Here is a 25,007-nt window from a genome sequence, read left to right as displayed (position 1 = left end):
ATAAATCCTTATGCAATATAAAAAGGAGAGAATAATGGATAAAATAATAGATGACATAGCTAATTTTATAAATAGTAAAGATCAACAAGTAATCATAGGAATCTCCGGTCATGGTGCTTCTGGGAAAACCACCTTTGCCAATAAACTTATCCATTATCTAGGAGATAAAGCGCTAAATTTCATGAATACAGACCCATATATTATCGGCTCGGATCTGCGTAAGTACACCGTATTGAATTATGAATATAACCATGAAGAACATCATTATAAAATGACCGCATGTCATCCTACAGCCCATCATTTGTCCGCATTAGAAAGAGATATTCACATGATTAGAAAAGGTTTAGATTTTTATACAATTGGCACACATTTTAAAGAAAGCACGTTTATTTCTTCCGCAAAAAAAGTAACTATTATAGAGGGAATGAGTATGGCTTTTTTGAGTCAACAATTATTTGATTTGACGGTCTATTTATATACGGACGGAGAAACGGAGTTCAAGAGAAGAGAAATTCGAGATATATCTGAAAGAGGGACAGATATTCAATACCTAAGAGATTCTCATCAAGAGCGCAGAATACAATATGAATTATTCATGCATCCATATCATCAGCATTTTGATGTAGTGATAAAAAACAATAATCAGGGGTTCATCGTGGAAAAATATGAACTTATCTATTGACATCCATTCGCGAAGAAAAGAGTGAACAGCATCTCCCAACTTAGACTTTCTGATGCCTTCTTTCTAAGAATGACTTTTCCTAGAAGATAGAATGCGATAGAATAAGGGGAAATAGGTTGTGTAAGGAGATAAGTAATGACAACAATTAACGATATCGCGAAGATGGCAGGAGTTTCTCGATCTACCGTCTCTCGATTTTTAAACAAAAATGGTTATGTGAGTGAGGAGGCTGCCAAAAGAATCCAAGACGTCATCCATGATACCGGCTATATGCCGAGCCAGTCTGCTCAATCATTACGAACGAAAAAGTCAGGTGTGATTGGTGTGATTTTACCAAAGATCAGCACAGAAACCGCCAGTCGAGTAGTCAGCGGGATTAATCAGTTCTTGCAAAAGAATCACTATCAGGTGCTGTTAGCCGATACGTCCCTAAATCATGAAAAAGAAATTGAGTTTATCCGCTTACTTCAATCGCGTAATGTCGATGGAATTATCTTATTAGGTACACATATTTCAACAGAATTAATGAGGGCCATTCAGGAAAGTCGCGTTCCGATTGTCGTCATTGGACAAGATATGCCTGAGACTACTTCGGTTATCTATCCAGATTATCTAGCTACCGTTGAAATGATCGAATATATGCTAGAAAGAAAGTATCGCCAAATTGCTTATATCGGTGTTGGGGAGGAAGATCCGGCTATCGGAATAGAGAGAAAAAGAGCATATGTCGATACATTGAAAAAATATCATCTTACCGTCAGAGAGCAATGGATTCAGCTAGGGGATTTTAGTATTGAATCAGGATATCAAGCGATGAGGCGATTGATGGAAACCTCGTCATCTAGACCTGATGCTGTGTTTGTCGTCACAGATCGAATGGCAATTGGTGCTATTCAATATTTGAAGGATCATCAGTACCGTATACCAGAGAATGTCGCGATTGGAGCAACGGGTGCGTCGACTTTATCGAAATATTTAGAGCCGAGTCTAACAACCATTGATTTTCAAAATGAGGAAGCGGGTACGTTAGCGGCACAATTAATGATGAAAGCATTAGAGGGAGAAGATGAAGTAGAAAAAAAGGTTATTCACAGCTATAGACTTTTAAAACGAGATAGTGTATGATGAAAACGTGAACAATATGAGATCGATACCATATTGTTCTTTTTAATAAAGAATATGGGAACGATTCCTTGTTAGGTGTGAAGTAGAAGCAATCCTATTTTAAAATTTTTTTAGCTCGTTGTGGAATCGATACCATGTATGGAGGAGGATATTTATGAGTAGCAATCAGGACATTGCCAAACAAGTCGTAGAAGCAATAGGTGGACCGGAAAACGTTCAATCTGTGGCGCATTGTGCGACAAGACTTAGAATTATGGTTCATGACAAAGACAAAATTAATGAAAAAAAAGTAGAAGAGATTGATAAGGTGAAAGGGGCCTTCTTTAACTCAGGACAATATCAAATTATTTTTGGTACAGGGACAGTCAACCGTATTTATGAAGAAGTCAACAATCTAGGAGTTTCAGGAACGACAAAGTCCGAAATGAAACAGGAAGCGGCAAAACAAGGAACAGCCTTTCAACGAGCGATTCGTACATTTGGTGACGTTTTTGTTCCTATTATACCTGTTCTTGTTGCCACAGGTTTGTTTATGGGACTCCGCGGATTATTGACACAGGAACAGGTCTTATCTCTTTTTGGACTGACACCCGATAGTATATCCGATAACTTTCTATTATTTACTGAGGTGCTAACAGATACAGCCTTTGTGTTTTTACCAGCACTTGTAGCATGGTCGACCTTTAGAGTATTTGGTGGAACTCCTATCATTGGATTCGTACTTGGGTTAATGTTGGTTTCCCCAGCACTTCCGAATGCTTGGGCAGTAGCAGAAGGCAATGCAGATCCATTATATTTTCTTGGCTTTATCCCAGTTATTGGTTATCAGGGCTCTGTCTTACCGGCATTCTTTGCAGGTCTGATTGGTGCTAAAGTAGAAAGGTTTTTCCGTAAACGGGTGCCAGAGGCATTGGATCTAATCGTTACACCATTTATTGTATTGCTTATTATGATTACTTTGTCTCTATTCGTGTTAGGGCCAATTCTCCACCTAGTAGAAAATGGCATTTTCGATGGAGTGATAGCCGTATTAGATCTACCGTTTGGATTGGCTGGATTAATTATAGGCTTTTTCAATCAAATTATTGTAATAACGGGTGTTCATCATATTTTTAATTTCTTGGAGATCCAATTATTAGAGAATCTAGGGTTTAACCCATTTAATCCAATTGTTACTGCTGCCATTGCCGCACAAGGTGGGGCTGCATTAGCGGTTGCCGTGAAAACAAAATCAAAAAAATTAAAAGCACTAGCTTATCCATCCTCCCTGTCGGCATTTCTAGGTATTACAGAGCCAGCAATATTTGGTGTGAACCTACGCTACGGGAAACCATTCATCATGGGGTTAATTGGTGGGGCGATTGGAGGATTTCTTGCAGATATTTTACGTTTACAAGCAACTGGTATGGCGATTACTGTCATTCCAGGAACGTTATTATATCTAAATGAGCAAATCTTCCTCTATTTAATCGTAAATATTGTTGGTATTGCTGTTGCCTTTGTACTTACGTATCTGTTCGGTTACAAGGATGAATAAAAAAAGAAATAAAATCTATTAAGGGATGTTAAACATGAATCAAGATAAACAACTGAAAGAACTTGCATACAAACGAATAGAACAATTTCAAGGAAAAGCAAAGCAGGATCCTTATTTTCCTAGCTATCATATCGCACCACCAACAGGACTAATAAATGATCCAAATGGCTGGATCGAGTGGAAAGGCACTTACCATCTGTTTTATCAATGGATGCCATTTGAGACAGGACATGGTGCAAAATATTGGGGACATGTTAGCTCAAGTAATTTGATTGATTGGAAGGATGAACCAATTGCCTTAGCCCCGAGTTCATGGTATGACAAGGATGGCTGTTATTCAGGGAGTGCAATTGCAATCGAAAATAAATTACAGCTTTATTATACTGGGAATGTGAAAATTAATGGGCAGCGTCAATCGTACCAATGCCTAGCAGTTTCTACGGATGGAAGGAAATTTGACAAGAAAGGGGTCGTGCTCGATGTCCCAGAAGGATATACAGCCCATTACCGTGATCCAAAAGTTTGGAAAGAAGCGGAGCACTACTATATGGTGCTAGGTGCACAGACAATAGAGGAAGAAGGCTGTGTAGTTTTATATTCTTCCAAAGATTTAGAAGAATGGCAATTTCATGGACAGCTTGCAGGGGGCTTTGGCTATATGTGGGAATGTCCCGATTTCTTTCGATTAGGCGAAAAGGATGTCTTGCTATTTTCCCCACAAGGAATCGAAGCAGATGGCATTCATTATCAGAATACTTTTCAATCAGGCTATATGATTGGAAATTGGCAGCAGGGTACCACTGACTTTACGCATGGACCTTTCTTTGAGCTTGATCATGGCTTTGATTTTTATGCTCCACAGACAACCTTAGATAAGAAAGGCAGACGCATTTTAATTGCTTGGATGGGGATGGCAGATGAAAATGAGCCATTTCATCCAACGATCGAAAATGATTGGATTCACCAGCTTACGCTCCCAAGAGAATTAGTTATGCATCAGGATCGAATCTATCAAAAGCCTGTCAAAGAATTGCAAGCATTGCGCAAACATCAACTAGTAGATACACAGGTAAAGATAAATTGGACAGGTGATGTTCCTGCTGTTAGTGAATTTATTATCACGCCAGAAAATAGAGAAAACCTTCACATAGACTTGTTTGGTTATGCTACAATAGATTTTGATCCAACAACAAAACAAGTCAAATTAACAAGACCAAAACTGAGTAGTCATCAACGAGAGGAACGAGTGGCTGTTGTGGCCGATCATTTATTGGAGATCCGGTGCTATCTTGATCGCTCGTCTCTAGAAATTTTTGTGAACCATGGAGAATTGGTGTTTACAGCAAGAATTTTTCCACAAAAACAGAATAGAAGCCTCTCCATTACAGGAGAAGGTAATCTAAAGGTTTGGTCATTACAATAGGGAGGTCGTAAGGTTGCAGTTAGGCGCAATTGAAGCAGGAGGAACCAAATTTGTACTAGGAATTGGCAATGAGCAAGGGGAAATTTTAGAAAAAATCATCATTCCAACGGAGCATCCAGACATAACCGTTCCTAAAGTCATCGAGTTTTTTCAAGATAAAGGAATAGAACGTCTCGGTTTAGGAGGCTTTGGTCCAATCGATATCAATGAAACGAGTCCAACATATGGTCAACTCCAGCGAACACCAAAAACGGACTGGGTGAACTATCCATTAGGAGCTAAATTAAAGGAAGCATTAGGCGTACCAGTCATTATCGATACAGATGTAAACGTAGCAGCAATGTCTGAGGCGAAATGGGGCAATGCGACAGATGTGGATAGCTGCTTATATATTACGGTTGGGACAGGCATTGGTGCAGGTGCCTACTTCCATGGTCAAACATTGAAGGGACTGTCTCATTCAGAAATGGGTCATATTAAGGTAAGAAGACATCCAGATGACACGTATAGTGGCACATGCCCATACCATGGTGATTGTCTGGAAGGAATCGCCGCAGGTCCATCCTTGGAAAGACGTTGGGGTAAGAAGGGCCATGAGCTAGCAGATGACCAGAAGGTTTGGAAAATGGAAGCATATTATTTAGCCCAAGCATTAACAAGCTATATTTATATTCTGTCTCCTGAACGAATTATTATGGGTGGTGGTGTAATGAAGCAAGAACAGCTTTTCCCACTCATTCGCAAAAATGTACTAGAAATGCTAAATGGTTATGTGAGTTCTCCTTATCTTACAGAAAAAGAAATTGATCAATACATCGTGCCACCAGGTCTAACCGACGAGGCTGGCGTAAAAGGTGCACTATACTTAGCAATGCAATAAATAGATCTCCGAGACAATTCTCGGGGATTTTTTAGTAGTATAAGAAAAGCTAACGCGAGCTCCTCTAAAAAATGGATTCGATAATTAGATGTAAGCTACCCCAAACATATGAACCAAACGTAAATTAATTTACATCCTTTCCTTTCCAATACCTATAAAATCATACTTTTCCAAGGAATTCTGTTTTCCTTCCCTTTACATTTCCTTCACAAACTTTAGACATTCTGTTTAATCGTAATTAAAACTTGCCTAGTAGAATGATAGATACAGACAACTAGAAGTGAGGTGAGTGATGATAATCGATTTGCATATACATTCCACTTTTTCCGATGGAGAGCTAACCCCTGAGCAAATTGTGGCCACAGCAGTGAGAAAAGAGATCACGATAATATCGATCACAGATCATGATGAAATGGCTGGTTATGTTAAGGCAAGAAAAAATGCGCCAGCTAATTTACATGTGATTCCCGGAATAGAGCTTAATACAGACGGGGAAGATGGCGAATTACATATACTCGGCTATTATATAAACCCTGACTGTGAGGCATTAATAAGACATATTGCTTGGCGTAAAGAGGAACGGAAGCAATGGGCTCAAGATATTATCGAAAAATTAAATCAGTTAGGCTATGCTGTTTCCTTAAAGGAATGTCTTCAGAAAGCAACTGGAGATATTATCGTACGGACACATATAGCAGATGTTTTAGTCGAAAAAAGCTATTTTCACACAAGTAAGCAAGCCCATGAAAAACTGTTAAAAAAAGGCGCAGATGCATTTGTGCCGAGAGCTCCGTTCACAGCAATACAAGCAATTGACTTGATTCATGAAGCTTGTGGACAAGCTTTTTTAGCACATCCAGGTATTTATCCTGAAATCCCTCCTATAAAAAAATTGATGGAGAATGGCCTTGATGGAATAGAGGTCTATCATCCAAAGCATTCTGTAAGTGACACGCAATATTGGAAGGGAATCGCCATAAAATATAGCTGCCGTCAATCTGGAGGAAGTGATCATCATGGACCAAGCTCCCGAAATCCTTATCCGATTGGAAGTGTTTTGGTTGAATCGGACTGTATCGACCAATGGAAACAGGAGGTGTAGCTGATGTACTTATATCTGTCTTCAACCCTTTGTTGGAACTACCCAATACCTGATGTGCTGCAAATAGCAGAAGCATTTCATTTAGATGGAGTAGAGGTTTGGATAGACCAGATACATTTTCATCAATCCACTCTTGAAGAGATCATAGAAGCTAAAAAGTATACGAATCAATCCTTAACAATTCATGCATCAAGCTGGGATCTAAATCCTTGTGCATTAAACCCGGAAGTACAAAGAAGTTCATTAAAGGAAATCGAGTATGCGATGGAAGTAGGAGATAGGCTGGATGCAAGGAATATAACAATTCATCCAGGGAAAATGACGATCGAGCATGTGGATCGAAAGCATTATATAAAGGTCTTAAGACAGAATTTGCTCAGACTAGCTGAAAAAGCAAATCAATACAATGTCCACCTATCCGTAGAGTTAATGGAGGAGAAGCAAAAGGAGCTTATCACCACTCCGAATGATATGAACGAGCTATTGGAGGGGCTACCTGATCGCATTCGGGTAACCTTTGATGTGGCACATGTTCCATTAGATGTAGAGCCGAACAATTACTATGAAAAACTGAATCGCATTAATAAGATCCATCTTAGTGATACTTCAAAGGAAGCCTACCATATTGCATTAGGTGATGGGGATAGCAAATTAGATAGAATCATTACCGAATTAAAGGATAGTCATTTACCTATTGTTTTGGAAGGATTCGATCAAAATCCATCATTCCCCTTATTAAAAAAGCATCTTCAGTATGTAGAGCAAAAGGCAGTCTTAGGGAGGGAAGCGCTTGAGAATTTTAGTTACAAATGATGATGGCATCTTTCATCCAGGTATAGAAGCAATGGTGAATGTTCTTGGCCACTTTGGAGAGGTATATGTCGTAAGTCCAGATAAGGAAAGAAGTGCTATCAGTCATTCCATAACATTACGCCATCCAATTAAAGCGATCGAAAATAAGCTTTTTACGACAGCAATCCAATCATGGATGGTGAATGGCACACCAGCAGATTGTGTGAACATGGGGATCAATGTATTAATGAAAGAACCCCCAGATATCGTTTTTTCAGGGATTAATATTGGGCCTAATTTAGGAAGAGATATTTTTTATTCGGGTACGATCGCAGGAGCAATGGAAGCTACGTTACATAACATCCCTGCTGTTGCTGTTTCGTTAGCATCGTTTGACAGTCAATATGTGAATTACGAGCAGGTCAAAATTTTATTTTATCGATTGGCGGAGGTGATTTTTCAATATACATTACCTAAGGAAATACTGCTAAATGTGAACTTACCATACACCTCAAAGGAATTGTGCCGTGGTGTTAAAGTGGTGGATGTAGATATGCAGGTACAACGTTATCGCTATGTTGGACTGAACGATCCACATGGTCAAATCTATTATTGGTTAAAGGACGAATACCAGCAGCTAGATAAACTGAGGGAAAATAAAGATTTTAGTAGCCTGCGAGAAGGATATATTACGATTTCGCCTGTTGAGCTAAGAGCAAGTAATAAAAGAAAAAAAGAACAACTGAATCGATGGTTTTCCCACAGCGTTAACCGTCCGTAAGCTTCCGTAGAATTTTAATTTAAGGAGGAATTATGTTATGTTTCGTTGGAAAAATATGATTTTATTCATTGGTCTTATCACCGTTTTAGCAGCATGTTCTACCTCCGAAACTTCTGGGAAGGGAAGCTCAGATGTTTCAGGAGAATTATCCTTTTATACCTCTCAACCAGATGTGGATGCAGAACAATTAGTTCAAGCATTTAACGAAAAATATCCGGATGTAAATGTCTCTATCTATCGATCTGGAACAGAAGAAGTGATGAGTAAGGTGCAAGCTGAAAAACAAGCGGGAGAAGTGCAAGCAGACGTTCTCTTAGTTGCAGATTCGGTAACATTTGAAAGCTTAAAGGAACAAAAGATGCTAAAAGCATATGAATCCCCTGAAATGGAATCCATTCCGGAGCCATTCGTCGATCCAGATCATATGTATGCAGGCACGAAGGTTATGTCGACGGCAATGGTAGTGAATACCGATAATGTAAAGGAGCCCCCAGCATCATGGAATGTTTTAACAGAACAAAGTGGTAATGTAGCGATGCCAAGCCCATTATATTCCGGAGCAGCTGCTTACAATCTAGGAGTTTTCACACGCACTGATGGATTTGGATGGGAATTTTACGAAGCTATACAAGCAGGTAATCCGACAATCACCCAAGGTAATGGCGCCGTTTTAAAAGCTGTTGCTGCAGGAGAGGTGGACTATGGTATGGTTGTCGATTTTGTCGTGGCACGTGCTGAAGCAGAAGGTTCTCCCGTGACACTCGTCTATCCGGAAGAAGGAGTACCAGTCATCACGGAGCCGATTGGAATTATGAAAGATACACAAAATGAAGCTGCCGCTAAGGCATTTGTCGATTTTGTTTTATCAGAAGAAGGACAAGAGCTTGCATCAGAAATAGGCTACACGCCGATTCGGGAAGGTGTAGAAGCACCTAAAGGTCTAAAAACGATTGAGGAAATGAAAGTCTTAGAAGCGGATACTAAAGAATTATTTAAAGCACGAGAGGAAGACAAGCAAAGATTTAATCAACTCTTTGGAGAATAGGTGAAAACATGCAAATTTCCACAAAAGAAAACAGGGGGATAATGCCAAAACGTGCATTATCTTCTCTCTTTACCTGGCAAAAAATTTTAATGGGTCTAGCTTTAGTTATGATTGCAATTATTTTCTTACTTCCAATTTATCGATTAATAGCCTTAAGCATTCAGGTTGATGGATCCTTTAGCCTTGCGAATTATACGACGATTTTACAGGATAGTAAGACATGGTCAGTTATGGGAGATACGATTCTCATTGTGCTCGGATCTACTACTATTTCTGTAACGCTAGGCATTGTTTTTGCTTGGCTTGTAGCATATACCGATATTCGGGGAAAGCGACTAATGCAACTATTTATCATTTTGCCCTTTGTTATACCCTCTTATATTACGACATTGGCATGGACACAATTTTTCGGAGCAAATGGTTTATACGAAAAGTTAGCAGAACTTTTTCCCTTTTCATTAGGATCGGTTAATTTATATAGTATGGGTGGCATCATTTTTGTACTTGGATTTTCTCATTATCCACTCGTTTATTTACTTTCCATTAGTGTTTTTCGAAAAATACCACGTGAAGTAGAACATGCATCGCGCGTGTCGGGTGCCAGTAGCTGGCAAACCTTTCGACGAGTGACCTTACCACTAGCATTACCTGGGATAGCAAGTGGTGGTTTTCTAGCGTTTCTAGCCAATTTAGATAATTTCGGAATTCCAGCTTTTCTAGGAATTCCAGCAAAAATTGATGTGCTCAGCACCTATATTTATCAACAGGTTGTCGGTTTTGGTCCCACTGCTTTTGAACGTGCTTCCACACTATCCGTTTTGTTAGGTGTAATTGCCTTAATGGGGACGTTCCTGCAATGGCTTTTACTCAGAAAATCAAAGCGAATCGAAACAACGGTAGAGGATGAGAAGGCTAGATTTTTTTTAAGAAAATCAAAGGTCATCGTTGAAATCATATTATGGAGTTTTTTACTACTGACTAGCTTAGTTCCACTTTTGGCGATGGGGATGACCTCTTTACTTCCTGCTTATGGGGTAGATTTTACTTGGGATCATATCAGCCTGAAAAACTATCAATTTGTACTAGAAACGAGTCCAAAAGCGAAAAGAGCGATTGGCAATAGTGTTCAGCTAGCTGTCGTCATCACGATTATCGGTGTAATGATTGGAACAATGTTTGCCTATTTCCGTGTGCGTAAACCAAATAGGTGGAATCAATTATCGGAAATCGCGATAAGCCTACCATATGCATTGCCTGGAACGGTAATGGCATTATCCATGATTTTTGCTTGGATGGAGCCAATCCCTGGCTGGAATCCTGGAATCTATGGATCTGTGCTTATCTTATTTATTGCCTATTTTACAAGATTCCTCATTTTACAAGTAAGAGGGAGCATTACGGCAGTGTTACAGGTTGATTATACGATGGAAGAGGCAGCGATTGTTAGTGGTTCTAACAGTTGGGTGAAATGGAGGAAGATCTTATTACCATTATTGTTACCAAGTATATTAAGTGGTGCTTTTCTAGTTTTTTTGACAGCTTTAACTGAATTAACGGTTTCCTCTCTTCTTTGGTCTAGTAATTCAGAAACAATAGGTGTTGTCATTTTTGGATTTGAACAGGCTGGCTATACTACTTATTCGACGGCATTTTCTAGTCTGATCATTATTTTCATATTACTCGGCTTTTTTCTATTGTATATCACACAATTCTTATGGAATCGAAAGGTGGCTCGAGCAAGATGACTATAAAGGTGCAAAGGCTAAGTAAAAGATTTTCTAGCTTTGAAGCATTACGTCACATAGATTTTTCTATAGAGAAGGGTGAATTCATTGCAATTCTTGGACCATCTGGCTGTGGAAAAACAACGCTACTACGGCTATTGGCAGGATTTTTATCACCAACAGAAGGAACGATTACCATTGGGGATCAGGAGGTTGGCAATCCAACGAAAACCTTACCACCTGAAAAAAGGAATATTGGAATGGTTTTTCAGTCCTTTGCTCTATGGCCACATTTAAATGTGGCAGAACATATTCGATTTCCTTTACAGCATCATCGATTTGTATCAGAGGAAATAAAGCAAAATCAGAAGAAACGCATGGAGGACGTGCTGAAAATAGTGGAATTAGAATCCTTCCGTACCAGGATGCCAAGTGAATTATCTGGTGGTCAGAAACAGCGTGTCGCTTTAGCAAGAGCCATTGCTCCAAAGCCTGAACTGCTACTAATGGATGAGCCCTTAAGTAATTTAGATGCAGAGCTCAGAATGGAGATGAGAAGTGAAATTCAATCATTGCATCGATTGACGAATGCAACCATTCTATACGTTACGCATGACCAGAGTGAGGCATTAGCAATGGCAGATCGAATCATCGTTATGAATAATGGACAAATAGAACAAATTGATACACCTACAGAGATTTATCATCATCCTAGGACGCCATTTGTTGCGAAATTCGTAGGGAAGGCAAACTTAATGAAAGGGAAGTGGACGAAGGATCGTTTTACACCAGATTTGATCCCAAGTATTCAGTGGCCAGATATTGGAATAGAGCCAGATATGAAGCAATTAGGTTACTATCCGATTCGTCCAGAACAGCTGATCCTAACTAAGGAGCAGTCCTCCAATCAAGCTGTTCCAGCAGTGATTACATCGATACAATTTCAAGGAAAAGAAATGCATTACAATGTGCAGGTTTTAGGGGAGGAGTGGCAGATTCAAACAGGTCTAGGGGATCCATTCGATTTAGGTGAGCAGGTTTTTCTAGAGATAAAGCAGGAGGTTTTATTAAGTAGTACTCCAACACATATGCATTACGTCTATTAGAGCTAATTAATCGCTTTCAAAGTTAGGGTATGATAAACTAATGCTACCTTGTGGAGAGGAGAGGATCAGAGATGAAAAAAATAGAATTAGGAAAAAGTGGTTTGCATGCTAGTGAAATCTCATTAGGCTGTATGCGGATCGATCAGCTTTCGATACAGGAAGCAAGTCGTGTTATTGAGAATGCACTGGATCTAGGTATTGATTTCTTTGATCATGCAGATATATATGGTGGTGGAAAGTCGGAGGAAATATTTGCAGATGCGATTCAAATGAATCCACAAACGCGTGAAAAAATCGTTATTCAAACAAAATGTGGCATTCGAAAAGGATTTTTTGATTTTTCTAAGGAACATATTATAAGCTCTGTCGATGGTAGCTTAAAAAGATTAAAAACAGATTACATAGATGTTTTATTACTCCATCGCCCAGATGCATTAGTAGAACCAGAAGAGGTTGCAGAGGCATTTCATGAATTGAAGCAAAGCGGGAAGGTGCGCCATTTCGGTGTGAGTAACCATAATCCCATGCAAATTGAATTGTTGAAAAAATATGTAGAACAGGACTTAATTGCGAATCAGCTCCAATTAAGCTTAATGTTTACACCAATGATAGATGCAGGACTTAACGTTAATATGGAAGATGATCCAGCCATTGTTCGTGATGGTGCTATTTTAGATTACAGCCGTCTTCATGATATGACGATACAGCCATGGTCACCATTCCAGCATGGTTTCTTTGGTGGAGTTTTCGTGGACAATGATCAATTTCCCGAATTAAACAAAAAGTTAGCAGAAATAGGTGAAGCAAAAGGTGTATCGAAAACAACGATTGCTATTGCATGGATATTGCGACATCCTGCTCATATGCAACCAATCGTCGGTACTATGAACACAGAAAGATTGAAGGAAATTGCGAAAGCCTCCGATGTCTCGTTAACGCGAGAAGAATGGTATGAGTTGTATCGAACAGCAGGCAATCGTCTACCATAAAAGCAGTCTAAATGAGAAAAACCTATGTTATGGAAGTAATCATAGGTTTTTCTTTATACCTTTGGAAAGTATAAAATTTCTGCAGAAATAATGCGACGAAGCGAAAATTCAAAGGATAAGAAAAGCTAACACATTCGATTAAGGAGGAGCGAATGCGAGTTTTTCTAATGTTTTTAATGATCTTTTGTTTCTGCAATAATGGATAGTATCTCAGGTGGAAATACGACCTGATCGTCATCCCTATGTTGGTCAAGAGTGTCAGCTGCTTTTATTTTGTTGACTTCCTTATGAATTCGCTCCATCTTCTCGTCTAACTCATTAGCAGATAGAGCTGCATCCTTCAATTCCTTCTGTAAGGGTTCTGGAATGACCTTATTATATTTATAATAAATTTTGTGTTCTAGACTTGCCCAAAAATCCATCGCAATCGTTCTAATTTGAATTTCTGTAAACACATTTTCCACTCTATCTGACATAAAAATAGGTATTTGGATAATTAAGTGCAGGCTTTTATAGCCATTAGGCTTAGGATTTTTAATATAATCCTTCTTCTGAATAACGGTAATATCCTTTTGCTGTTCAAGCATATCAGCAATACGATATATGTCGGATACAAAAGAGCAATTAATACGAATTCCTGCAATGTCATGAATATGTTCTCTAATCGTAGCAAGATCAAATGGTAGGTCTTTCTTTTGTACCTTTTTCATAATACTTTCGGGTGATTTCACCCGTGATTTGACATGTTCAATTGGATTGTAATCATGCATATACTGAAATTCCTGCTGAAGTATATTAATTTTCGTATTAACCTCTTCTAGTGCAAATTTATATGCCATCATAAAACGAGTTAATTCAACTTTTAGCTTTTTGATATTGCTGTAATCTAGGGGTGTATCCATTTAGTTAGTAGAACTCCTCTCAAATGACTGGTATCTATTACTATTATTACTAGCATGTGAATGAAAGTCAAAGGTTAGCTTCATTTACGGTTATATTGTTGGTTCCTAATAAAGAGAGCTGAGGTAGTCCCATAAATCGCTGAATACCTATGGCACATGCACCTACAACACCAGCTTTTCCACCAAGCTCAGAAACGGCTATCTTATGGTAATTCGATACAGAAGAAACCAAATGTTTATCTAGTTCTTCTAACGCATGTGGATAGAAATTTAAAATAGGACTGTTTAAGACAATCATTTCAGGATTATAAATATTAATAATATTATTTAAACCAATACTTACATCTGCTAACCAATCGTTGATTACTTTTATCGCGTCTTTATCTCGATTATCGACTAATTTCTCCAAATCTGCATGGGATGAAATGTTCACTGGAAGGACATGCTTTGCACGGTTCAACAGTGCTGGTTCAGAGGCATATCGCTCCCAGCAGCCCTCATTGCCGCAACGACAAGGCCTTCCTTTCGGATAAACAATCATATGCCCGATTTCGCCGGCATGTCCATTGTATCCCTTTTGTAAATTTCCATTAATAATAATTCCAGCACCAATTCCTGTAGATAATGTAATATTTAATAAATGATTGCTTTGATGGTAGTAAAAAACTTTTTCAGCATAAGCAGAAAGGTTTGCATTATTTTCTATATAGACGTTTTTTATACCTCTAGCCATCAGATCCTTCTTTAAATCCTTCTCTCGCCATTGATATTTTGGAATAAAATAAATCGTTTCATCTGTAGAAACAGTTCCATGAATACCAATCGTTACTTGTGCTAAACCATAGGTTGAATCAGCGAAAATTGTTTTATATTGGGAAATTTTATTTGCTAAAAGCTCAACTATCTCCTCATAAATATCGGAAAATAAATCGACTTTCTCAAAAAGGACTGTATCTCCTTTAAGATTCATCACATTAAATAGAATGTTTTCATAATCTAAATCGATCCCTAAAAAATACGCACTTTCTTCATTGATAGATAGTAAAATAGGTCTTCTACCTAAACCACTATGTTTTTCCTGTGTCTCAAAGATAAAATGGTCCTTGATTAAATCTCCAACCTGACTAGATATAGTTGCTTTATTTAAGCCTGTCTTCTTTGATAGATTCGCTCTTGAGATTTTTTTCTGAGTAAATATTTCCTGCAGGATCAGATCACGATTCATTTTTTTTATATAGGTTCCATCTCCTATCACGATTCTCCCCCTTTTTCAAATAGTTATTTGTTTAACGGATAAATTATAGATGTAAACTTATATTAAATGGAATTATAACAAATCAATGTAAAACTGGCTATAAATTCACAAGAAAGATGATAATTTGTTTACTAGATAGATTTAATAGAATTAAAATGATGAGCTTAACCGATTCGTTAATATAGAAAAAACAAAGGAAATAAGGTAATCTTAAAAAAATATTGAAATATAAAACGTTTTCATTTATAATGATCTCAACTAATTAATTTACCCAATAAACTAATGTGGGAGTTAGTTAATTTTAACAGATTGGAGAGGACAACATGAAGAGAAAGATATTTCTTATGTTTATTGTTATGGTAAGCGCTATCATGTTATTAGCATCCTGTAGTAATTCATCTGATAACAAGGAAGGAAGTAGTGGCGATAGTAGTGGGGAAACTATTACATTAAAGCTTGCTGAAAATCAACCAGAGGATTACCCAACAACTGTTGGAGATAAAGAATTTGCAAGATTAGTAGAGGAAAAAACAGATGGTCGTTATAAAATTGACGTATACGCTGGTGGACAGCTAGGGGATGAAGTGAGTGTTATCGAGCAGGTACAATTAGGTTCCATCGATCTCGCTCGGGTAAATGCCACACCCCTAACACAGTTTAATGATAAGATTGGTGTTCTATCCATGCCATTTCTATTTGAGAGTGAAGAGGAGAAATGGGAGAAATTAAATGGAGACATTGGAGAAGAACTACTTCAAACATTTGAAGGTACGAGCTTAGTTGGGTTAGCTTACTATGACTCTGGTGAACGAGCTTTTTATAACTCGAAACGTCCGATTGAGAAGCCAGAGGATCTAGAAGGATTAAAATTACGTGTTCAACAATCTGATTTAGCAATTTCTGTTGTAGAGGCATTAGGAGCATCTGCCACACCAATGGCCTATGAGGAAGTTTACTCTTCATTACAAACAGGAGTCATTGATGGAGCGGAAAATAACTTCCCAAGCTATTACACGAGTAACCACTATGAGGTAGCTAAATATTATACGGTTAATGGTTATTCTGGAACACCAGAGATTGTTATTGGCTCTCAAAAGTTGTGGGATAGCTTAAGTGAAGAGGATAAACAAGCCTTCAAGGAAGCTGCAAAAGAATCGGTAGCTGTCCAACGAGAGGCGTGGACTGAATTAGTGGAAGAGTCCAAGCAAGCTGTAGAGGAAGCAGGAAGTGAATTAACAGAAATAGAAGATATCGCAGTATGGAGAGAGGCAGTTCAGCCAGTTTACGATGAATATGAATCGCAATATGGAGATTGGATTGAGAAGCTAACGAAATAGTTTTGTTAGCTAGAAGGAGGAAGATTTTATGAATCTTTTTAAAAAAATCGTTTCTCTACTAAACAAGATGCTAATTGGAATTGTTCTAACAATGCTTGGATCTATGGCGATTGTCATTATTATTCAAGTCTTTTCTCGGCAATTTTTCGATTACACTCCATCTTGGTCTGAGGAACTTTCTCGATTACTGTTAGTATGGATTAGCTTTTTAGGAATTGCTTATGGTGTAAAGGCAAGATTGCATATAGCCCTAGGTCTTGTTATCAATAAGCTACCTAAGTCGATTCAGCATCTATTTGATTATTTTTCGAAGATATTAATTATTGGCTTTGGGATCATGATGATCTATTATGGCTATCAGTTTGTTGTTCTAATGGGAGCGTCCACGATGCCTGGTACAGGATTACCGAGTAGTTTCCTATATGCAAGTATACCTGTGTCCGGCTTTTTCCTTACATTATATGGCGTGGAATTGTTATTTACTAAAGGGCTACACCAAGATTTAACAGAAGAGATAAGTGAGGTGTAAGAAGGATGGAAGTCGCTATATTAATAGGAAGCTTTATTATTTTATTATTATGTAGAGTCCCAATAGCACTTACGCTGATCTTGTCTTCCTTAATAACAGGAATGTATATGGATATAGATTTAGCCGCTATTTTACAACGTATGGTAAGTGGCGTGAATTCCTTTTCTTTATTAGCTATTCCATTTTTTATATTAGCTGGTGAGATTATGAATGAAGGAGGAATTTCTCGTCGATTGATCAATTTTGCGAATGTTATCATTGGAAAAATTAGAGGCGGTCTTGCTATGGTGAATGTATTGGCAAGTACTTTCTTTGGTGGTATTTCTGGATCAGCATTAGCAGATACCTCCTCTCTCGGTTCTGTTTTAATACCGATGATGAAGAAAAATGGTTATGATTCTGATTATTCGGTATCTGTCACGATTTCTAGTGCTGCACAAGGTGTATTAATCCCACCAAGTCATAATATGATTATCTATTCAACGGCAGCAGGTGGTGTTTCTGTCGGAGCCCTATTTATGGGAGGACTTGGTCCAGGATTACTTCTTGGGATTGCCTTGATGGTTTTAACTTATGTCATCGCAGTTAAACGAAACTATCCAAAAGGAGAAGTCATTGATCGTAAGGAGATCCCTCGTATTATGTGGGAAGGTTTACTAGGCTTATTAACGGTTGTTATTATTATGGGAGGAATTCTTAGTGGGTTCTTCACTGCTACGGAATCTTCCGCTATCGGAGTATTATACGCATTCATTATTACATTCTTTGTCTATCGGGAAATACCGTTAGCAAGAATGGGGGTTATCCTATACCGAACGTTTAAAACACTTTCAATGGTTATGTTTCTTATTGCTGCCTCTTCTGCATTTGGCTGGTTATTAGCATTACTTCAGGTGCCAGCAATGGTATCTGATTTCTTAATCGGTATCTCTCCAAATGATGCCATCACCGTTCTGTTTATAGTGATTATCTTACTTTTATTAGGTATGGTAATGGATATGGCACCATTGATTTTAATTACAACACCTATCCTACTTCCAGTGGCAACAACTGTAGGTATTGATCCTATCCATTTCGGAGTTCTGCTTATCATCTGTTTAGCAGTAGGTTTAGTGACACCTCCAGTTGGCTCTGTGCTGTTTGTAGGATCGGCAATCGGAAAAATTCCTATCGAAAAAGCATCCAAGGGAATGATCCCATTTTATGCGGCAATGATTGTCGTGGTCTTACTTGTCGCTTATGTACCTGAGATTTCACTATACTTGCCATCGATCTTTGAACCTTAATACAAGAAAAACTTTATCGATAGATCATAAAGAAAAAAACATACTAGAAAGACGAATGATAAAGATATTGTTGTCAAAATACGCAGACTCCTGCGGGAAAGTGAAGTATTTTGACAAAGCGGTGATGGAAACTCGTTTTAAAAGGCAAATAAAACGAACGATTTTAAAGGATCGTTCGTTTTTTTGCTTACTTTAATTACTTTTTTGTAGCCATGTTCATCATAAGAGCACTCTCAGTCAAAAAAACGGAAAAATAAAGCAATAGTAGTTATTTTTTTATCTAATCGTATACAATAGAATCAAAAGTATAATAGGTTAGGTGATGTTCATTGAAAAACTTTAAAGTGAACTATCGATTAGAAGGAGAAGCTGGCAAAATTAAGGCCCATTCCCATATTGAATATGAAATATATTTATTTCATAAAGGAACCTGTCGTTATTTGATCCATAATCAGATATACGATTTACAGCCAGGCGATATTTTATTAATGGACGGATTGGCACTACATAAACCGAATGTACCGATAAACAGTGAGTACATACGAAGCCATGTTCATTTTGCACCACATTCCATCGAAACATTACTTTCATCCTTAAATGCTTCTAGTTTATTAGACGTTTTTCACAAGCTTGGGCATTGCTTAATAAGGACAACAAACAAGCAAGAAGTGAATAAATTAGCTGGACTGATTAAACAAATGAGTGAAATTAATCATGAGCCTATGTCTAAACAAGAGCAAGAGTGGGAACTGAAGGCATTGCTTGTACAGGTGCTGATCATCGTCAATCGGCTTGGGAATACATCGTCCATTAAAGTGATATCAAAGAAATTGGATAAAACATGGCAGGCAGAAAGGATTGCAACATATATCCAACAGCATTTTCACGAAAAGCTCTCGATTGATAAAATCGCCACACAGCTAAACCTTAGTAAATCATATGTCTCGCACGTATTTAAGGAAATGACGGGTTTTACCGTGATGGAATATGTGATGGCATGTCGACTGAAGCAAGTTCAATACCTATTAGAAGTAGAAGAAAGAAAGACATTACAGCAAATTGCTGATGAGAGTGGATTTGAAAGCGTTTCACATCTAAGTCGATTTTTTAAGAAACAGATGGGCATCACTGCAAAAACGTATCGAATGGAACGATTAAAAATCTTTAAGGAGTGAGTCAAATGGCAAAGGTAAAATTAGGTGTTATCGGTCTAGGACAGCAAGGTAATGCGTACGCAAACTTTCTTCAAGAAGGTAAAATCTCCAATATGGAGCTTGGGGCTATTTGTGACCATGATCCACAGAAGAGGAAGCTGGCAGAGGAGCGCTACCCTGAAACCCCATTTTATGAAAATTATTTGGACATGTTAGAAAGTAAAAATGTCAATGCTATCGTAACCTGTGTCCCACACTATTTACACCCAGAGATGGGGATAGAAGCATTAAAGCGTGATATCCATGCATTATTAGAAAAACCAGCAGGTGTGTATACAAAACAGGTAAGAGAAATCAATGAATTTGCGAAGCAGAAGCCACATTTAACCTATGCAATCATGTTTAACCAGCGAACAAACAAATTGTATCAAAAAGTAAAAGAAATTATCGATAATGGAGAGATTGGCAAGATTCGACGGACAAATTGGATCATTACCACATGGTGGCGTCCACAGGGCTATTATGATCAAGGAACTTGGCGAGCAACATGGGATGGCGAAGGTGGCGGAGTTCTCGTTAATCAAGCCCCACACCAAATTGACTTAATCCAGTGGATTTGTGGCATGCCAAAAAAAGTGTATACAAAAGCTCAGTATGGATTCCAGCGTGATATACCAGTGGAGGATGATGTGACGACCATTTTTGATTATGGTAATGGCGCAACCGGTGTATTTATTACATGTACACATGATGTCATGGGCACTGATCGATTAGAAATCCTTGGGGACAAGGGGAAAATCGTCGTAGATAATAGTAAAAAAGTAAACATTAAGCGACTTTTGAAACCAGAAAGTGAAATGAGTGCTACGATGTCGATGCATGAGGTTTCCGAGATATTACGTGGAGACGGCCCTGGAGCAATTTATGAGGAAGAAATGATCGAGTTTGACAGTATGTGGGGTGGACAGCACCAAGCTGTATTAGAAAACTTTGCCGCAAACATTTTAGATGGAACGCCACTAATCGCTCCTGGTAGTGATGGAATTCATGGTGTAGAGCTAGCAAACGCCATGCACTTGTCAAGCTGGTTAAATCAGGAAGTAAGTATACCAATTGATGAGGATCTATACTTAGAGGAATTAACGAAACGACGCGAAGCAGAGAGAAAGTAGGTGCACCTATGCTTAATGTAGGGATAATCGGACTTGGGGATATCTCTTCTATTCATTTAAAGTCTATCCAAGCAATGGAGGATGCTCGGTTAGCTGCCGTTTGTGATTTAGATCTATCACAGAAGGAAAGGTTTGATGGAATACCGTTTTATTCGGATTTCGCTAAAATGCTAACAGAACAACCATTAGACTGTGTTCACATTTGCTTACCACATCACCTTCATTATTTGGCTACAAAAACAGCTGTAGAAGCTGGTGTGCATGTTTTGTTAGAAAAGCCATTAGCCCACTCCATCCAGGATGCCAGAGCTATCGTTGAACTGGAAGAAAATCATCCAAATATCAAAATTGGTGTCTGTCTACAAAATCGTTTAAACGAAACGGTAAAAGCATTACAACAAATGGTTTCGAGTAAAAAATATGGGCAAATCATTGGATTAAAAGGACTGGTGACATGGCATCGGCCTAAGGCTTATTATGATGCCAAACCATGGCGCGGTTTTCTTAAAACAGCTGGTGGTGGTGTAATGATTAATCAAGCGATCCATACGTTAGATTTAATACAGTTAGTTGGCGGGGAGATCGAATCCATTCGCGGTTCCATTGATCAACTATTAGATTATGAATATGATATTGAAGACACAGCTACTGCCTATATAAAATTTAACAATGGTGCTACAGGGTTATTCTTTGCCACTGTTTCCAATGCACAAAATTCATCGATTGAATTTCAAGTAATGTTAGAAAAGGCTATATTAACGATAAAAGATAGTATACTAACCATCACGACAGAAGATGGGCAGAAAAAAAGGGTGACAGAAGACACAAAGCTACCTGGCTCTAAGTTTTATTATGGAGCTAGTCATGCCAAATTAATTGCCCATTTTTATCAGGAAATTCTTGGCGGTACATGTGATTACATACATGTTAGAGATGCTTTCGTTTCGATGGAAATGATTCAATTAATTCGTAATTCATCAGAAGCGAAAAAACCTATTACAATGGAGGTATTCCAATGAAAAAAGGGAAAATCGGTGTTCAAATGATGATGTTAAAAGGCAAGGTGGCTGAGAACGGAGCCTATCAAACAATGAAAAAGCTCCACGAGCTTGGCTTTCATTCTGTAGAGGTATCTCAAATACCGATGACACCAGAAAATGTAGAGGAAATGAGAAGAGCAAGTAAGGATTTTTCGATAACCATTACGTCTATAACAGCCCCTCTTGATGGAGATAACGAAAACCTAGAAGATAATTTTGAAAAGATTGTTGCCGATTGTAAAAAACTAGATTGTCAGTTTATTCGTATTGGAATGCTTCCTGTAACGATTATGGGAGATAAGGATAAAATAATGGATTATATCTCTCGTGCTGAGAAAATGGCACAGAGGCTTCATTCAGAGGGAATCTCTCTCTATTATCATACCCATCATATCGAGTTTGAGCGCTATGACGGAAAGTTTTTGCTCGATATCATGAAGGAAAATACGTCTTTATTAGGTTTTGAGTTGGATGTTCATTGGATTCATCGAGCTGGCGTAGATCCTGTTCAGCTTATACGGGAGTATAAAGGACGTGTTGCTCTTATTCATTTAAAGGATTATCGGATCGGAAATTTAGGTTTGACAGCAGAAGATTTACAGGACCGAAGCAAATTTCATAATAAATTTATCAATCTAATAGAATTCGCAGAGGTTGGTGAAGGAAATCTGAACATGCCAGCCATTATCGAAGCAAGTCTAGAAGCGGGTGCAGAGCATTTTCTTATTGAACAAGATGATACCTATGGACGGGACCCGTTTGATTGTTTACATGATTCAGCAGAGAATCTACGAAAAATGGGTTATGCCGATTGGTTTTAATAGTAAAATTCAGTGAAAACACTTACAATGGTAGATAAAGAATCAGTAGAAGGAGAGTGTACAAATGAGTAAAGCGGATGGGATGAACTATGCTCCGAAGGGGAAACCAAATCCAGTGGTCAAGGAGGGAGAATTTGTTTTTGCCGCTGTTGCCTTAGACCATGGCCATATTTTTGGTCAATGCAATGGTCTAGTAGAAGCAGGCGCAACATTAAAATGGGTATATGATCCTGATGACGATAAGGTAGCTCATTTTATAGAAAAATTCCCACAGGCAAAAAAAGCAGATTCTCTTGATCAAATCTTAGAAGATGAAGAAGTAAAGCTAGTTACTGCTGCTGCAATTCCATCAGAACGAAGCACATTAGGAAATCGTGTCATGCGTGCAGGAAAGGATTATTTTACAGATAAAGGTCCTTTTACGACACTAGCTCAATTGGAAGAAACGAAGAAAGTTGTGGAAGAAACAGGACAGAAATATATGGTGTATTATAGTGAACGTATTCATGTGGAAAGTGCCGTCTTTGCAGGAGAGCTTGTCAAACAAGGGGCTATCGGTAAGGTTATTCAAGTAACAGGCTTTGGCCCACATCGTTTAAATGCACCGAGCAGACCTGATTGGTTTTTTGAGAAAGCAAAATATGGTGGGATCCTTTGTGATATTGGTAGTCACCAAATAGAGCAATTCCTATTTTATGCAGGCTGTGAGGATGGGGAGGTGTTACATAGTAAAATTGGCAATTACGACCATCCTGAGTATCCAGGGCTTGAGGATTATGGTGATGCCACATTAAGAGGAAATAATGGGGCAACTCAATTCTTCCGTGTCGATTGGTTCACTTCGGATGGATTAAGCACTTGGGGAGATGGTCGAACATTTATCGTTGGGACGGAAGGAACGATCGAGGTACGGAAATACGTAGATTTGGCTCGTGACACTGGCGGTAATCAGGTGTACCTTGTTAATAAGGATGGTGAGCAGCATTTCGATGTAACTGGAAAAGTGGGCTATCCATTCTTTGGTGAGCTAATTAAGGATTGTATCAATCGTACCGAAAATGCAATGACGCAAAAGCATGCCTTCAAAGCAGCGGAACTATGTCTACAAGCACAAGAGAAAGCGATCGATGTGACAAAATAATAGATACAAAAGCTGTTTTTCAGAGAAAGTCTGGAAAACAGCTTTTGTTGTGAAGGTCCATCGTAGAATAACAAGGATAAATGGCGGGAAAAAAGAAAAAGTGGCGAGAAAACTCTTAGAAGTGGCGGAAACACTATAGATAGTGGCGGAATTATCGGAAAACCTTAAGCGAAAGTTTGAGTTTCCATTTATAAGAATATGTGATAATATAAGTATAACAACGTTGTTATTTTGTTAGCTAGAAGAAGGGGAGGAATTACATGGAGCAATTTTTCGTGATTTTTAAAGACATCATTCTCCCTGTTTTTATCCTAATGGCGATAGGCTTTTATTTGCATTTGAAATTCAAATTAGATCTTTCCACATTGGCGAAGCTTAACATTTATTTTCTTGTACCTGGATTTATATTTGTGAAGCTGTATAGTGCAACATTTGGATTAGCATTGTTTATCAAGGTTCTCTTGTTTTTTATCCTGCTCGTTGTATTACTAAACTTTGTTGCTCTCATTGTAGCTAAGGTGATGAATATAACAGGTGGAAAGAAGACGACATTTGCTAATAGTGTTATGTTCTTTAATTCTGGTAACTACGGAGTACCTGTTAATGATCTTGTTTTTCGTAGTGATCCATTCGCGATGTCGATCCAAGTGATTATGCTGACATTACAAAATATCTTTCTTTTTTCCTATGGGATCTTTTCGTTAAGGGCAGCAAAAGAAGGAAAATTAAAAGCAGCACTTGGTTATTTTAAAATGCCCGTCCTTTATGCAATGCTTTCAGGTGTACTATTAAATGCATGGAATGTAGCTATTCCCGAACCGATCTGGGTATCTGCCAATTACATAGCAGATGCTATGATTGCAATCGCTTTACTTACGTTAGGGGCACAGGTAGCCAAGATGGAATTTAAAAAAGGATTAATCTCTGTCTATGTTAGTGTTTTTATTAGATTAATAGGTGGACCTATCGTTGCTCTTATGATTATCACTGTATTCCGCTTAGAAGGAGTGATGGCACAAGCATTATTTATTGCATCCGCAATGCCTACATCTGTTAATAGTGCTGTGATTGCAGAGGAATACAAAAGTCATCCAGATTTTGCCGCACAGACGGTTTTATTCTCAACGGTTGCCAGTATGCTTACTGTTACAGTGATTATATACCTTTCTCGTGTTCTATTTTAA

23 protein-coding genes are annotated in these 25,007 nt (G+C 38.3%); 21 read left to right on the top strand and 2 right to left on the bottom strand.

The window, feature by feature from the left end:
- Positions 1 to 34 precede the first annotated feature (34 nt).
- From ACZ5N5_RS20120 to ACZ5N5_RS20065, 12 genes are all read left to right on the top strand, one after another.
- On the top strand, positions 35 to 682 hold the full coding sequence (locus ACZ5N5_RS20120; RefSeq protein WP_054859733.1) for a uridine kinase family protein: 648 nt from the start codon (positions 35 to 37) through the stop codon (positions 680 to 682).
- 135 nt (positions 683 to 817) lie between these two features.
- On the top strand, positions 818 to 1,807 hold the full coding sequence (locus ACZ5N5_RS20115; RefSeq protein WP_277678325.1) for a LacI family DNA-binding transcriptional regulator: 990 nt from the start codon (positions 818 to 820) through the stop codon (positions 1,805 to 1,807).
- Between the two features lie 154 nt (positions 1,808 to 1,961).
- Complete coding sequence (locus ACZ5N5_RS20110; RefSeq protein ID WP_464373002.1) at positions 1,962 to 3,344, top strand: sucrose-specific PTS transporter subunit IIBC; 1,383 nt, start codon at positions 1,962 to 1,964, stop codon at positions 3,342 to 3,344.
- A gap of 34 nt (positions 3,345 to 3,378) precedes the next feature.
- Positions 3,379 to 4,767 carry a glycoside hydrolase family 32 protein gene (locus ACZ5N5_RS20105; RefSeq protein WP_054787169.1) on the top strand — a complete coding sequence of 463 codons (1,389 nt, stop codon included), beginning with the start codon at positions 3,379 to 3,381 and terminating at the stop codon, positions 4,765 to 4,767.
- 13 nt (positions 4,768 to 4,780) lie between these two features.
- Positions 4,781 to 5,647, top strand: coding sequence for an ROK family protein (locus ACZ5N5_RS20100; RefSeq protein WP_109983736.1), 867 nt, complete (start codon positions 4,781 to 4,783; stop codon positions 5,645 to 5,647).
- Positions 5,648 to 5,939: 292 nt separating this feature from the next.
- The gene (locus ACZ5N5_RS20095; RefSeq protein ID WP_464373001.1) at positions 5,940 to 6,749 is read left to right on the top strand and encodes a PHP domain-containing protein; all 810 of its coding nucleotides are present in this window, start codon (positions 5,940 to 5,942) and stop codon (positions 6,747 to 6,749) included.
- 3 nt (positions 6,750 to 6,752) lie between these two features.
- A complete protein-coding gene (locus ACZ5N5_RS20090) occupies positions 6,753 to 7,562 on the top strand; it encodes a sugar phosphate isomerase/epimerase family protein (RefSeq protein WP_464373000.1) in 810 nt (269 codons plus the stop codon).
- Positions 7,540 to 8,322, top strand: coding sequence for a 5'/3'-nucleotidase SurE (gene surE, locus ACZ5N5_RS20085; RefSeq protein ID WP_277678329.1), 783 nt, complete (start codon positions 7,540 to 7,542; stop codon positions 8,320 to 8,322). The genes ACZ5N5_RS20090 and surE overlap by 23 nt, the downstream gene beginning before the upstream one ends.
- A gap of 37 nt (positions 8,323 to 8,359) precedes the next feature.
- On the top strand, positions 8,360 to 9,367 hold the full coding sequence (locus ACZ5N5_RS20080; RefSeq protein WP_054787174.1) for an extracellular solute-binding protein: 1,008 nt from the start codon (positions 8,360 to 8,362) through the stop codon (positions 9,365 to 9,367).
- 41 nt (positions 9,368 to 9,408) lie between these two features.
- The gene (locus ACZ5N5_RS20075; protein ID WP_464372999.1) at positions 9,409 to 11,112 is read left to right on the top strand and encodes an ABC transporter permease; all 1,704 of its coding nucleotides are present in this window, start codon (positions 9,409 to 9,411) and stop codon (positions 11,110 to 11,112) included.
- On the top strand, positions 11,109 to 12,197 hold the full coding sequence (locus ACZ5N5_RS20070; RefSeq protein WP_277678331.1) for an ABC transporter ATP-binding protein: 1,089 nt from the start codon (positions 11,109 to 11,111) through the stop codon (positions 12,195 to 12,197). The genes ACZ5N5_RS20075 and ACZ5N5_RS20070 overlap by 4 nt, the downstream gene beginning before the upstream one ends.
- Before the next feature lie 71 nt (positions 12,198 to 12,268).
- Positions 12,269 to 13,186, top strand: a complete 918-nt coding sequence (locus ACZ5N5_RS20065) for an aldo/keto reductase (protein WP_054859742.1) — start codon at positions 12,269 to 12,271, stop codon at positions 13,184 to 13,186.
- 173 nt (positions 13,187 to 13,359) lie between these two features.
- On the opposite strand, the gene ACZ5N5_RS20060 is transcribed toward ACZ5N5_RS20065, so the two are convergent.
- Positions 13,360 to 14,088, bottom strand: a complete 729-nt coding sequence (locus ACZ5N5_RS20060) for a GTP pyrophosphokinase (protein WP_054787175.1) — start codon at positions 14,086 to 14,088, stop codon at positions 13,360 to 13,362.
- 67 nt (positions 14,089 to 14,155) lie between these two features.
- The gene (locus ACZ5N5_RS20055; protein ID WP_245902268.1) at positions 14,156 to 15,343 is read right to left on the bottom strand and encodes an ROK family protein; all 1,188 of its coding nucleotides are present in this window, start codon (positions 15,341 to 15,343) and stop codon (positions 14,156 to 14,158) included.
- Between the two features lie 323 nt (positions 15,344 to 15,666).
- Here ACZ5N5_RS20055 and ACZ5N5_RS20050 point away from each other — a divergent pair, with 323 nt between their 5' ends.
- The 9 genes from ACZ5N5_RS20050 (at position 15,667) to ACZ5N5_RS20010 (ending at position 25,007) form a co-directional block, all read left to right on the top strand.
- Positions 15,667 to 16,680, top strand: a complete 1,014-nt coding sequence (locus ACZ5N5_RS20050; RefSeq protein ID WP_464372998.1) for a TRAP transporter substrate-binding protein — start codon at positions 15,667 to 15,669, stop codon at positions 16,678 to 16,680.
- Positions 16,681 to 16,708: 28 nt separating this feature from the next.
- Positions 16,709 to 17,209 carry a TRAP transporter small permease gene (locus tag ACZ5N5_RS20045; RefSeq protein WP_054859744.1) on the top strand — a complete coding sequence of 167 codons (501 nt, stop codon included), beginning with the start codon at positions 16,709 to 16,711 and terminating at the stop codon, positions 17,207 to 17,209.
- Between the two features lie 5 nt (positions 17,210 to 17,214).
- Positions 17,215 to 18,495, top strand: a complete 1,281-nt coding sequence (locus ACZ5N5_RS20040) for a TRAP transporter large permease (protein WP_109983725.1) — start codon at positions 17,215 to 17,217, stop codon at positions 18,493 to 18,495.
- Between the two features lie 329 nt (positions 18,496 to 18,824).
- On the top strand, positions 18,825 to 19,670 hold the full coding sequence (locus ACZ5N5_RS20035) for an AraC family transcriptional regulator (protein WP_109983724.1): 846 nt from the start codon (positions 18,825 to 18,827) through the stop codon (positions 19,668 to 19,670).
- Between the two features lie 5 nt (positions 19,671 to 19,675).
- The gene (locus tag ACZ5N5_RS20030) at positions 19,676 to 20,821 is read left to right on the top strand and encodes a Gfo/Idh/MocA family protein (protein WP_109983723.1); all 1,146 of its coding nucleotides are present in this window, start codon (positions 19,676 to 19,678) and stop codon (positions 20,819 to 20,821) included.
- An 8-nt stretch (positions 20,822 to 20,829) separates the two neighbouring features.
- The gene (locus ACZ5N5_RS20025) at positions 20,830 to 21,840 is read left to right on the top strand and encodes a Gfo/Idh/MocA family protein (RefSeq protein WP_464372997.1); all 1,011 of its coding nucleotides are present in this window, start codon (positions 20,830 to 20,832) and stop codon (positions 21,838 to 21,840) included.
- Positions 21,837 to 22,682 (top strand): sugar phosphate isomerase/epimerase family protein, encoded by an 846-nt coding sequence (locus ACZ5N5_RS20020; RefSeq protein WP_464372996.1) that lies wholly within the window; start codon positions 21,837 to 21,839, stop codon positions 22,680 to 22,682. Before ACZ5N5_RS20025 ends, ACZ5N5_RS20020 begins: the two co-directional genes overlap by 4 nt.
- Before the next feature lie 64 nt (positions 22,683 to 22,746).
- Entirely contained in the window at positions 22,747 to 23,823 is a 1,077-nt protein-coding gene (locus ACZ5N5_RS20015; RefSeq protein ID WP_464372995.1) for a Gfo/Idh/MocA family protein, read from the top strand.
- Positions 23,824 to 24,083: 260 nt separating this feature from the next.
- Entirely contained in the window at positions 24,084 to 25,007 is a 924-nt protein-coding gene (locus ACZ5N5_RS20010) for an AEC family transporter (protein WP_277679611.1), read from the top strand.

The sequence above is a fragment of the Gracilibacillus sp. JCM 18966 genome, assembly GCF_055392695.1.
The sequence above is the reverse complement of the archived record's forward strand: the minus strand, read 5'-3'. Positions and strand labels throughout refer to the sequence as shown.

What these genes read in the sequence shown, in the direction of transcription:
- ACZ5N5_RS20120 (WP_054859733.1), top strand. Translation starts at nt 35, where the DNA reads ATGGATAAAATAATAGATGACATAGCTAATTTTATAAATAGTAAAGAT.
- ACZ5N5_RS20115 (WP_277678325.1), top strand. Translation starts at nt 818, where the DNA reads ATGACAACAATTAACGATATCGCGAAGATGGCAGGAGTTTCTCGATCT.
- ACZ5N5_RS20110 (WP_464373002.1), top strand. Translation starts at nt 1,962, where the DNA reads ATGAGTAGCAATCAGGACATTGCCAAACAAGTCGTAGAAGCAATAGGT.
- ACZ5N5_RS20105 (WP_054787169.1), top strand. Translation starts at nt 3,379, where the DNA reads ATGAATCAAGATAAACAACTGAAAGAACTTGCATACAAACGAATAGAA.
- ACZ5N5_RS20095 (WP_464373001.1), top strand. Translation starts at nt 5,940, where the DNA reads ATGATAATCGATTTGCATATACATTCCACTTTTTCCGATGGAGAGCTA.
- ACZ5N5_RS20090 (WP_464373000.1), top strand. Translation starts at nt 6,753, where the DNA reads ATGTACTTATATCTGTCTTCAACCCTTTGTTGGAACTACCCAATACCT.
- ACZ5N5_RS20080 (WP_054787174.1), top strand. Translation starts at nt 8,360, where the DNA reads ATGTTTCGTTGGAAAAATATGATTTTATTCATTGGTCTTATCACCGTT.
- ACZ5N5_RS20075 (WP_464372999.1), top strand. Translation starts at nt 9,409, where the DNA reads ATGCCAAAACGTGCATTATCTTCTCTCTTTACCTGGCAAAAAATTTTA.
- ACZ5N5_RS20070 (WP_277678331.1), top strand. Translation starts at nt 11,109, where the DNA reads ATGACTATAAAGGTGCAAAGGCTAAGTAAAAGATTTTCTAGCTTTGAA.
- ACZ5N5_RS20065 (WP_054859742.1), top strand. Translation starts at nt 12,269, where the DNA reads ATGAAAAAAATAGAATTAGGAAAAAGTGGTTTGCATGCTAGTGAAATC.
- ACZ5N5_RS20060 (WP_054787175.1), bottom strand. Translation starts at nt 14,088, where the DNA reads ATGGATACACCCCTAGATTACAGCAATATCAAAAAGCTAAAAGTTGAA.
- ACZ5N5_RS20050 (WP_464372998.1), top strand. Translation starts at nt 15,667, where the DNA reads ATGAAGAGAAAGATATTTCTTATGTTTATTGTTATGGTAAGCGCTATC.
- ACZ5N5_RS20045 (WP_054859744.1), top strand. Translation starts at nt 16,709, where the DNA reads ATGAATCTTTTTAAAAAAATCGTTTCTCTACTAAACAAGATGCTAATT.
- ACZ5N5_RS20040 (WP_109983725.1), top strand. Translation starts at nt 17,215, where the DNA reads ATGGAAGTCGCTATATTAATAGGAAGCTTTATTATTTTATTATTATGT.
- ACZ5N5_RS20030 (WP_109983723.1), top strand. Translation starts at nt 19,676, where the DNA reads ATGGCAAAGGTAAAATTAGGTGTTATCGGTCTAGGACAGCAAGGTAAT.
- ACZ5N5_RS20025 (WP_464372997.1), top strand. Translation starts at nt 20,830, where the DNA reads ATGCTTAATGTAGGGATAATCGGACTTGGGGATATCTCTTCTATTCAT.
- ACZ5N5_RS20020 (WP_464372996.1), top strand. Translation starts at nt 21,837, where the DNA reads ATGAAAAAAGGGAAAATCGGTGTTCAAATGATGATGTTAAAAGGCAAG.
- ACZ5N5_RS20015 (WP_464372995.1), top strand. Translation starts at nt 22,747, where the DNA reads ATGAGTAAAGCGGATGGGATGAACTATGCTCCGAAGGGGAAACCAAAT.
- ACZ5N5_RS20010 (WP_277679611.1), top strand. Translation starts at nt 24,084, where the DNA reads ATGGAGCAATTTTTCGTGATTTTTAAAGACATCATTCTCCCTGTTTTT.